This is a genomic window from Amaricoccus sp. (genome assembly GCF_036846665.1).
Lineage (GTDB): Bacteria > Pseudomonadota > Alphaproteobacteria > Rhodobacterales > Rhodobacteraceae > Amaricoccus.
In genome coordinates this window covers 1-7986 of the sequence record NZ_DAIUBO010000182.1, presented here as the reverse complement: position 1 = coordinate 7986, position 7986 = coordinate 1, and the positions used below count along the sequence as shown (strand labels likewise).

The following is a 7986-nucleotide window of genomic DNA, read 5'->3' as shown; positions in this document are numbered from 1 at the left end:
CGATGTAGAGCTCGGGGGCCACCACCTTGCCGGTCTGGCCGACCTGCCAGTCGTTCGGCGCATAGCCGGCGTCGACCGCCGCCCGCGAGGCGCCGACCGCCGCGCCGAGCTTGTCGGCAAGCGGCAGGATGACATCCCGGAACCGCTCCTCCGACCCGAGTGCACGGCCGCCCGAGACCACGATCCGGGCCGAGGCGAGCTCGGGACGCTCGCTCGTCGACAGCCGGCTCTCGAGGAACAAGGAAAGTGCCGGGTTCGCCGGAACATCCGCCACGGCCTCGATCGGGGCGGCGGCGTCCTGCGCCGGAGCGGCATCGAAGCCCGCGGTCCGCACCGTCAGCACCCTCTTCGCATCGGTCGCCTGCACGGTCTGCAGCGCGTTTCCGGCATAGATCGGCCGCTTGAAGGTGTCGGCCGAGACCACCTCGACCACCTCCGACACCTGCATCACGTCGAGCAGCGCCGCGACCCGCGGCAGCACGTTCTTGCCGCTCGCCGTCGCCGCAGCGACGACCGTGTCATAGTCCCTGCTCAGTTCCACGATCAGCGCCGCGGCCGGCTCCGCCAGCCGATGCTCGAAGGCGTCGCCCTCGACGAGAAGCACCCGGCGCACGCCGGCGAGCCGCGCCGCGGCGTCCGCCGCGCCGCCTGCCGCCTTGCCGGCGACCAGGACGTCGATGTCGCCGCCGATCCGCGAGGCGGCGGTCAGCGCTTTGGCGGTCTGGTCGGAGAGCGTCGAATTGTCGTGCTCGGCGACGAGAAGGATGGCCATGTCGTTGATCTCCGGGTCCGGGGCTTAGAGCACGCCGACTTCGTTCTTCAGCCTGTCGACCAGCTCGGCGACGTTGCCGACCCGGACGCCGGCCTTGCGAGCCGCCGGCTCCTCGGTCGCGAGCACCCTGAGCCGCGGCTCGACGCTCACGCCGTAGTCGGCCGCGGTCTTCTCCTCGAGCGGCTTCTTCTTCGCCTTCATGATGTTCGGCAGCGATGCGTAGCGCGGCTCGTTCAGCCGCAGGTCGGCGGTCACGATCGCCGGCAGCACGACCTCGATCGACTCGAGCCCGCCATCCACCTCGCGCGTCACCGTCGCGCGGTCGGCGCCGAGTTCCAGCTTCGAGGCGAAGGTCGCCTGGCTCCAGCCGAGCAGCGCCGCCAGCATCTGCCCGGTCTGGTTGGCGTCGTCGTCGATCGCCTGCTTGCCGAGAATGACCAGCCCCGGCCCCTCGGCCTCGATGACCCCCTTGAGGAGCTTCGCGACCGCGAGCGGCTCCGCCGTGCCGTCGACCTTGATCAGGATGGCCCGGTCCGCTCCCATGGCGAGGGCGGTGCGCAGGGTCTCCTGGGCCTGGGCCGGACCGATCGAGACGGCGACGACCTCGTCCGCCTTCCCCGCTTCCTTCAGCCGGATCGCCTCCTCGACCGCAATCTCGTCGAACGGGTTCATCGACATCTTGACGTTCGCCAGGTCGACACCCGAGCCATCCGCCTTCACGCGGATCTTGACGTTGAAGTCGACCACCCGCTTGACGGGGACCAGAACCCTCATGTGCCACCCCTTTTCGATCGGAAGCCCGCTGCCCCCCCGTGTCCCCGGGACCCCTGCAGCTTGTGCGAGAGCAATGCGACATTCCGCTTGATCCCGACAGGATGTTTGCGACAATCGCGGATGAGAGCTACGACAGGGGAGCAGCCGGGGCGATGAAGCCAGGGGCGGGAGCGAGCCGACATGGATCGCAGGCGCTTCCCGCAAGGGCCGTGCGGCCCAGGACCGGCGGGCCGCGCTTGTCGGTCGGCTTCATCCTCGCCAGACGCTTCACCTTGTGCGCTTTCGCCAACTTCGTCGACGTCCTGAGGCTCGCGGCGGACGAGGGGGATCGGAGCCGGCCGATCCTGTGCGAATGGTCCGTCCTCTCCGAGTCGATGGACCCGGTCGCGTCGAGCTGCGGCGTCACCGTGCAGCCGAGCGAGCGACTGGGCGACCCGGCCAGGTTCGACTACATCGTCGTGGTCGGGGGCCTGCTCGAGGAAATCCCCAACATCGGCCCCGCCTACACCCGCTTTCTCGCGCGCGCCGCGGCAGCCGGCGTCCCGCTCGTCGGGGTCTGCACGGGAGCCTTCCTGCTGCACCGCGCCGGCCTCATGGACGGGTACCGCGCCTGCGTCAGCTGGTTCTGCCACGCGGACTTCCTCGAGCAGTTCGACGGGCTCGAGCCGATCTCGGACCAGATATTCGTGGTGGACCGGGACAGGCTCACCTGCGCCGGCGGCGCGAGCTCCGCCCACCTCGCCGCCTACCTCGTCGAGAAGCATGTCGGGCGCGCGCAGGCCAGCAAGAGCCTGCACATCATGATCATCGACGACGCCCTTCGGCCGGAGAAGCCGCAACCCGGAATTCCGCTGGACTTCAGGACCGAGGATCCGATGGTCAGGCGGGCGCTGCTCCTCATGCAGCAGCGCATCGACGCACCCCTTTCCGTCGCCGAGCTCGCGCGCCAGATGGGCAACAGCAAGCGTCAGCTCGAACGGCACTTCCGGACCGCCCTCGACACCTCGCCGCAGGCGGCCTTCCTCGACATCCGCCTGTCGTTCGCCCGGCATCTGCTCGAAGCGACCGACAAACCGATCTCCGCCATCGCCGTCGAGTGCGGCTTCTGCGACTCCTCGCATCTCAGTCGAATGTTCCGGCGCCGCTACGACTCGACGCCGTTCGAGATCAGGAAGACCCGGCCGTCGGTGGAAGCGCCGACACCGCAATAGAACCGCGACCGCTGCGGCGAAAGACGTCCGGGGTGATGCCCTCCGCGGCGCGAAACACCTTGATCATGTGCGGCAGGTCGCAGAAGCCGGTCTCCGCTGCAATCCTGGTCGCAGACCGCCTTGTCGCGACCAGCAAGTGCTTCGCCTGCTCTACCCGGATCAGCCGGTCTGCCTCGAGCGGCGTCATTCCCAGAGCGTCGCGGAAGTGACGCTCGAGCTTCCGCCTACTGACACCCAGCCGTTCGACGATCCGGCTGATCGACAGCGGTGCGTCGATCGACTGCTGCATGGCGAGCAAGGCGCGGCGCACCAAGGCATCGTCGGTGGCGAGCGCCAGGGGCATGCCGGGCTGAGGTTCCTCGGCGGCTGCCTCATCGATGATCATGATGTGCAGGCTCTTTGCCGCCTGCGCAGTCCCGAGATGGCGGCGGACGATGAAGGCGGCGAGATGCGCCGCCGCGACGCCGCCGGAGCAGGTCAGCCGATCGCGGTCGACGACGAAGATCTGGTCGGAGACCGGCTTCAGCCCGTCGAAGCGTTCCAGAAAGTCGTCATGGTGGAACCAGCTGACGCAGGCTCGATAGCCGTCCATCAGCCCGGCCCGGTGCAGTACGAATGTCCCGGTGCAGACCCCGACCAGCGAGATGCCTTTTGCCGCCGCTCGCTCAAGGAAGCGCACGGTGTCGGGGTGCAGGCGCTCCACCTCGTCGACGAGCCCGCCGACGACCACAAGATAGTCGAATCGGGCCGGATCGCCCAAGGTCTCATCCGGCTGCACGGCGATGCCCGAGCTCGACGCGATCGGTTCCATCGTCGGTGACAGCACCTTCCAGGCACAGAGGATGGGCCGCGAGCGGTCGCCCTCGTCTGCCGCAAGCCGTAGTACGTCGACAAAGTTACCAAGGGCGCAGAGCGTGAAGCGGCGCGCCAGGATGAAGCCGACGTTGAGCTGGGCCAACCGACGAACTCCTGCCGCCTCGCTACCGCAAATCTGACGCAAGGATACACGTCAGTCCGCGTGGAATCCAGTATAGAGGTCCGGCAAGCCAGGGGAGGCCCGCATGACGCATTTTTCCTTTGCCCAGGTCGTCAAGGGCGCGCTGACCGGCCAGAAGAACTGGACGCCGCAGTGGCCCGACCGCGAGCCGAAGGCCGCCTACGACGTCATCATCGTCGGCGCCGGCGGCCACGGGCTCGGTGCCGCCTACTACCTGGCGAAGGAGCACGGGATCACCAACGTCGCGGTGATCGACAAGGGCTGGCTCGGCGGCGGCAACACCGGGCGCAACACCACGATCATCCGCTCGAACTACCTCTACGACGAGAGCGCGCGGCTCTACGACCACGCCCTCGACCTCTGGGAGAACCTCAGCCAGGACCTGAACTACAACGTCATGTATTCGAAGCGCGGGGTCATGATGCTCGCGCACAACGTCCACGACGTGCAGTCCTTCCAGCGCCACGTGCACTCGAACCGGCTGAACGGCGTCGACAACCAGTGGCTGTCGGCGAAGGAGGCGAAGCTCTTCTGCCCGCCGCTCTCCATCGACCCGGGCGCCCGCTACCCGGTGATGGGCGCTGCCCTGCAGCGTCGCGCCGGCACCGCCCGCCACGACGCCGTCGCCTGGGGCTACGCCCGCGGCGCCGCCGCCCGCGGCGTCGACATCATCCAGAACTGCCCGGTGACCGCGATCCGCCGCGACGCCTCCGGCCGGGTCACCGGGGTCGAGACCGCCAGGGGTTTCATCGCCGCGAAGAAGGTCGCGGTCTCCGCCGCCGGGCACACCTCGGTGGTGATGGAGACCGCCGGCGTCCGTCTGCCGCTCGAATCCTACCCGCTGCAGGCACTGGTCTCCGAGCCTATCAAGCCGATCTTCCCCTGCGTGGTCATGTCGAACTCGGTGCACGCCTACATCAGCCAGTCCGACAAGGGCGAGCTCGTCATCGGCTCCGGCACCGACCAGTACGTCAGCTACTCGCAGCGCGGCGGCCTGCCGCTGATCGAGCACACGCTGGCGGCGATCTGCGAGATCTTCCCGATCTTCCGCCGGATGCGGATGCTCCGCAAATGGGGCGGCATCGTCGACGTGACCCCGGACCGCTCGGCGATCCTCGGGCTAACCCCGGTCGCGGGCCTCTACGTCAACTGCGGCTGGGGCACCGGTGGCTTCAAGGCGACGCCGGGCGCCGCCCACGTCCTCGCCTGGACGGTGGCCAAGGACGAGCCGCACCCGATCAACGCGCCCTTCACGCTGGAGCGCTTCACCACCGGCCGGCTGATCGACGAAGCCGCCGCAGCCGCCGTCGCGCACTGAGGTTCATCATGCTGCTGATCCATTGCCCCTACTGCGAGCAGGACCTCCCCGAGCTCGAGTTCGCCTATGCCGGCGAGGCCCACATCGCCCGACCGACCGACCCGTCCAAGCTCAGCGACGAGGAATGGCGCGACTTCCTCTTCATCCGCACCAACCCCAAGGGCGTGCACTTCGAGCGCTGGCGGCACCTGAACGGCTGCGCCCGCTTCTTCAACGCCGTGCGCGAGACCGTCGGCGACAAGTTCCTCGCCACCTACAAGACCGGCGAGCCCCGTCCCGACATCACCAGCCTGATGGGAGACGCCAAGTGACGACCTATCGCCTCCCCAACCGCGGCCGCGTCGACCACGGCAAGCCCGTCCGCTTCAGCTTCGACGGCAAGTCCTACCAGGGCCTCGCCGGCGACACCCTCGCCTCGGCGCTGCTCGCCAACGGCGTCCACCTGATGGGGCGGTCTTTCAAGTACCACCGCCCGCGCGGCGTGGTCTCCGCCGGCTCGGACGAGCCGAACGCGCTCTTCGGCACCCGCCGTGGTGCCGGCCGCTTCGAGCCCAACACCCGCGCCACCATCCAGGAGCTCCGCGAGGGCCTCGACGCCACCAGCCAGAACCGCTGGCCGTCGCTCGCCTTCGACATGGGCGCGATCAACGACAACCTTGGGTCACTGTTCTCGGCCGGCTTCTACTACAAGACCTTCATGTGGCCGCGTGCCTTCTGGGACCGCGTCTACGAGCCGGTGATCCGCAACGCCGCCGGCCTCGGCGTCTCGCCCTCCGAGCCCGACGCCGACAGCTACGCCAGCCGCTTCGCCCACGTCGACGTCCTCGTCGTCGGCGCCGGCCCCGCCGGCCTCGCGGCGGCGCTGGCCGCGGGCCGGTCGGGCGCCTCCGTCATGCTCGTGGACGAGAATTCCGAGGTGGGCGGCACGCTCCTTTCCGAGCCCGCCGTCACCATCGACGACAAGCCCGCGTGGGACTGGCTCGCCGCCACAACCGCCGAGTTCGACGCGTTGCCGAACGTCACGGTGATGACCCGCACCACCGCGATCGGCTACTACCACCAGAACCTTGTCGGCCTCTGCCAGCGCCTGACCGACCACCTCGACACGCCCCCCGAGGGCGCCCCGCGCGAGCGGATGTGGAAGGTCCGCGCCAGGGAAGTCGTCCTGGCTCAGGGCGCGCTCGAGAAGCCGCTGGTCTTCGACGGCAACGACCGCCCCGGCGTCCTGCTCGCCGGCGCCGCCCAGACCTATCTCAACCGCTATGGCGTAAAGGTCGGCGACCGTCCGGCGATCGTCACCGCGCACGACAGCGCGTGGTACACTGCTTTCGACCTCGCCGAGGCGGGGGCGAAGCCGGCCGCCATCGTCGACGTCCGCGCGACCGTGGACCATGCCCTCACCGACCGTGCCCGCGCCCTCGGCATCGAGGCCTTGCTCGGCCGCACGGTCACCGGCACCTCCGGCAGGCTCCGGGTGAAGTCGCTGCGCGTCAACCGGATGGACGGCGGCAAGGCCGGCGAGGCCCGCGACATCGCCTGCGACGCCGTGCTGATGTGCGGCGGCTGGACCCCCTGCCTGCACCTCTTCAGCCACACCCAGGGCAAGCTCACCTGGGACGAGGCGCTGCAGGTCTACCTGCCGGGCAAGAAGACCGAGACGGTGCAGATCGCCGGCGCCGGCCGCGGCCTCTGGAGCATCGCCGCCTCGCTCGAGGACGGCGCCAACGCCGGGACGCTCGCCGCCCGCGACGTCGGCTGCCAGGCGGAGGCGCCGGCCTTCACCGTCAGCGCCGACCGCACCGGCTCGGGCGTCACCTGCAAGGAGCTGCCGACCGACAGGGACGCGGGCAAGGCCAAGGCCTTCATCGACTTCCAGAACGATGTCACAGCGAAGGACATTCGGCTCGCCGTCCGCGAGGGCATGCGCTCGATCGAGCACGTCAAGCGCTACACCACGAACGGCATGGCGACCGACCAGGGCAAGATGTCGAACGTCAACGGCCTGATGATCGCCGCCGACGCGCTCGGCAAGGCGCCGCCCCAGGTCGGCCTCACCACCTTCCGGCCGCCCTATTCGCCGACGACCTTCGGCAGCTTCGCCGGCTACCACAAGGACGCGACCTTCGAGGTCACGCGAAAGACCCCGATCGACGGCTGGGCCGAGGCCCAGGGCGCGGCCTACGAACCGGTCTCGCTCTGGCGCCGCGCCTGGTACTTCCCGAAGCCCGGAGAGGACATGCACGCAGCGGTCAGCCGCGAGTGCCGCGGCGCCCGTGCCTCGGTCGGCATCTTCGACGCCTCGACCCTCGGCAAGATCGAGGTCGTCGGCCCCGACGCCGTCACCTTCATGGAGCGGATGTACACCAATCCCTGGGCGAAGCTCGCCCCGGGGCGCTGCCGCTACGGCCTGCTGCTCGGCGAGGACGGCTTCATCCGCGACGACGGCGTCATCGGCCGCCTCTCCGCCGACCGCTTCCACGTCACCACCACCACCGGTGGTGCGGCACGCGTGCTCAACATGATGGAGGACTACCTGCAGACCGAGTGGCCGGATCTGAAGGTCTGGCTCACCTCGACCACCGAGCAATGGGCGGTCGTTGCGCTGCAGGGACCGAACGCGCGCAAGGTGCTCGAGCCCTTCGTCGAGGGCCTCGACATCTCGGCCGAGGCCTTCCCGCACATGGCGGTCGCCGAATGCACGGTCGCGGGCTTCCCGGCCCGGCTCTTCCGCGTCTCCTTCACCGGTGAGCTCGGCTTCGAGGTCAACGTGCCGGCCCGCCACGGCCGCGCGCTCTGGGAGAAGCTCTGGGAGGCCGGACAACAGTACGACATCGTGCCCTACGGCACCGAGACCATGCACGTGCTGCGCGCCGAGAAGGGCTACATCATCGTCGGCCAGGACACCGACGGCACG

General features: G+C 69.3%; 7 protein-coding genes. 4 read left to right on the top strand and 3 right to left on the bottom strand.

Annotated features, from left to right (window positions below):
* Both V7050_RS15590 and V7050_RS15585 read right to left on the bottom strand, forming a co-directional pair.
* The coding region (locus V7050_RS15590) for an electron transfer flavoprotein subunit alpha/FixB family protein (RefSeq protein ID WP_324410804.1) at positions 1–772 on the bottom strand (772 nt) is incomplete at its 3' end.
* Positions 773–796: 24 nt separating this feature from the next.
* Entirely contained in the window at positions 797–1546 is a 750-nt protein-coding gene (locus tag V7050_RS15585) for an electron transfer flavoprotein subunit beta/FixA family protein (RefSeq protein ID WP_324375115.1), read from the bottom strand.
* Positions 1547–1782: 236 nt separating this feature from the next.
* Here V7050_RS15585 and V7050_RS15580 point away from each other — a divergent pair, with 236 nt between their 5' ends.
* On the top strand, positions 1783–2757 hold the full coding sequence (locus tag V7050_RS15580; RefSeq protein ID WP_324375118.1) for a GlxA family transcriptional regulator: 975 nt from the start codon (positions 1783–1785) through the stop codon (positions 2755–2757).
* Here the strand turns inward: V7050_RS15580 and V7050_RS15575 are convergent.
* Positions 2714–3715: a GlxA family transcriptional regulator gene (locus V7050_RS15575; protein ID WP_324375120.1), complete on the bottom strand. Its 1002-nt coding sequence runs from the start codon at positions 3713–3715 to the stop codon at positions 2714–2716. The genes V7050_RS15580 and V7050_RS15575 overlap by 44 nt on opposite strands.
* Before the next feature lie 103 nt (positions 3716–3818).
* Here V7050_RS15575 and V7050_RS15570 point away from each other — a divergent pair, with 103 nt between their 5' ends.
* The 3 genes from V7050_RS15570 to V7050_RS15560 form a co-directional block, all read left to right on the top strand.
* Positions 3819–5072 carry a sarcosine oxidase subunit beta family protein gene (locus V7050_RS15570; RefSeq protein ID WP_324375130.1) on the top strand — a complete coding sequence of 418 codons (1254 nt, stop codon included), beginning with the start codon at positions 3819–3821 and terminating at the stop codon, positions 5070–5072.
* A gap of 8 nt (positions 5073–5080) precedes the next feature.
* Positions 5081–5383: a sarcosine oxidase subunit delta gene (locus V7050_RS15565; protein ID WP_324375132.1), complete on the top strand. Its 303-nt coding sequence runs from the start codon at positions 5081–5083 to the stop codon at positions 5381–5383.
* On the top strand, positions 5380–7986 hold a 2607-nt coding region (locus V7050_RS15560), incomplete at its 3' end, for a sarcosine oxidase subunit alpha family protein (RefSeq protein WP_324410802.1). The genes V7050_RS15565 and V7050_RS15560, both read left to right, overlap by 4 nt.

Bases quoted from the DNA above. Each gene is read 5' to 3' on its own strand.
- V7050_RS15585 (WP_324375115.1), bottom strand. From the start codon at position 1,546: ATGAGGGTTCTGGTCCCCGTCAAGCGGGTGGTCGACTTCAACGTCAAG.
- V7050_RS15570 (WP_324375130.1), top strand. From the start codon at position 3,819: ATGACGCATTTTTCCTTTGCCCAGGTCGTCAAGGGCGCGCTGACCGGC.
- V7050_RS15565 (WP_324375132.1), top strand. From the start codon at position 5,081: ATGCTGCTGATCCATTGCCCCTACTGCGAGCAGGACCTCCCCGAGCTC.